Annotated in this window: 1 protein-coding gene; it reads right to left on the bottom strand. The window is 63.5% G+C overall.

Annotated features, from left to right (window positions below):
* Positions 1 to 58: 58 nt before the first annotated feature.
* Positions 59 to 1,194, bottom strand: a protein-coding gene (locus RM530_RS18320; protein WP_311366711.1) for an IS3 family transposase whose coding sequence is annotated in 2 segments (ribosomal slippage) — positions 59 to 924 and positions 924 to 1,194 — 1,137 coding nt annotated over the 2 segments. Because the reading frame shifts where the segments join, the coding sequence is not laid out codon by codon here. This gene is flagged as partial in the annotation.

The following is a 1,194-nucleotide window of genomic DNA, read 5'->3' as shown; positions in this document are numbered from 1 at the left end:
AGAGCCGGCCTCGGATGTTCGGACAGGGATTCGATGAAAGTCAGTGGATCTCTGCCGGTTACGCTGCCCGCGGTAGCGGCAGCGAGTTGAAGTACACGCTATCGGGTGTCTGACCGTCAATCGCGGTGTGGGGTCGTTGCTGATTGTAGAAGCCGAAATAGCGGGACAGGCCCTGGCGCGCCGCGTGGACCGACTCGTAAGCGTGCAGGTAAACCTCCTCGTACTTGACGCTTCTCCAGAGTCGCTCCACGAAGACGTTGTCGCGCCAGCAGCCCTTGCCGTCCATGCTGATCTGGATGCCGTGCCGTGTCAGCAGGCCGATGAACTCTGCGCCGGTGAACTGGCTGCCCTGGTCGGTGTTGAAGATCTCTGGGGTGCCGTAGCGCGCGATGGCTTCCTCGACGGCCTCGACGCAGAAGTCGGCGGTCATGCTGATCGACAGTCGCCACGACAGCACGCGCCGGGTTGCCCAGTCGAGCACCACGGCCAGGTAGACGAATCCACGCTGCATCGGGATGTAGGTGATATCCATCGCCCAGACCTGGTTCGGGCGCGTGATCGCCACGCCGCGCAACAGGTAGGGGTGGATGGCGTGCGCCGGATGCCGCTGCGTCGTGCGTGGGCGTCTGTAGACGGCCTCCACGCCCATCAGGCGCATCAGCCGGGCCACGCGCTGCCGGCCGACAGTGAAGCCCGCCAAGCGCAGCAGATCGCGCAGCATGCGGCTACCTGCGAACGGAAAGTTCAAGTGCAGCTCGTCGATCAGCCGCATCATGGCCAGATCGGCCGGCGGTGTTGGCTGGTGCACGTAGTACACGGTCGAGCGGTTCAGCTCGAGAAGCGTACATTGCCGCACCACCGAAAGCTCATGCTCGCGGTCGATCATCGCTTCGCGCTCGCATCGTCCATGCGACCGAGCGCGACTGCCAAAAAATCGTTCTCCAAGGTCAGCTGCCCGATCTTGGCCTGCATGTCCTTCACGCTCGGCCCGGTCTGCCGTTGCGTGCGCTCCGCCGCCGTCTCGAACATGTCCTTGGCGCGCTGCTGCAGCCGCGTCTTCCAGTCCGTGATCTGGTTGGCGTGCACGTCATACTGCTGCGCCAGCTCGACCAGAGTCTTGTCGCCCTTCAAGGCGGCCATCGCCACCTTCGCCTTGAATGCTGCCGTGTGATTCCTGCGAGGTCTTTTCATCAT

Source organism: Banduia mediterranea, from assembly GCF_031846245.1.
Taxonomy (GTDB): domain Bacteria; phylum Pseudomonadota; class Gammaproteobacteria; order Nevskiales; family Nevskiaceae; genus Banduia; species Banduia mediterranea.
This window is presented reverse-complemented; position numbering and strand designations above follow the sequence as displayed.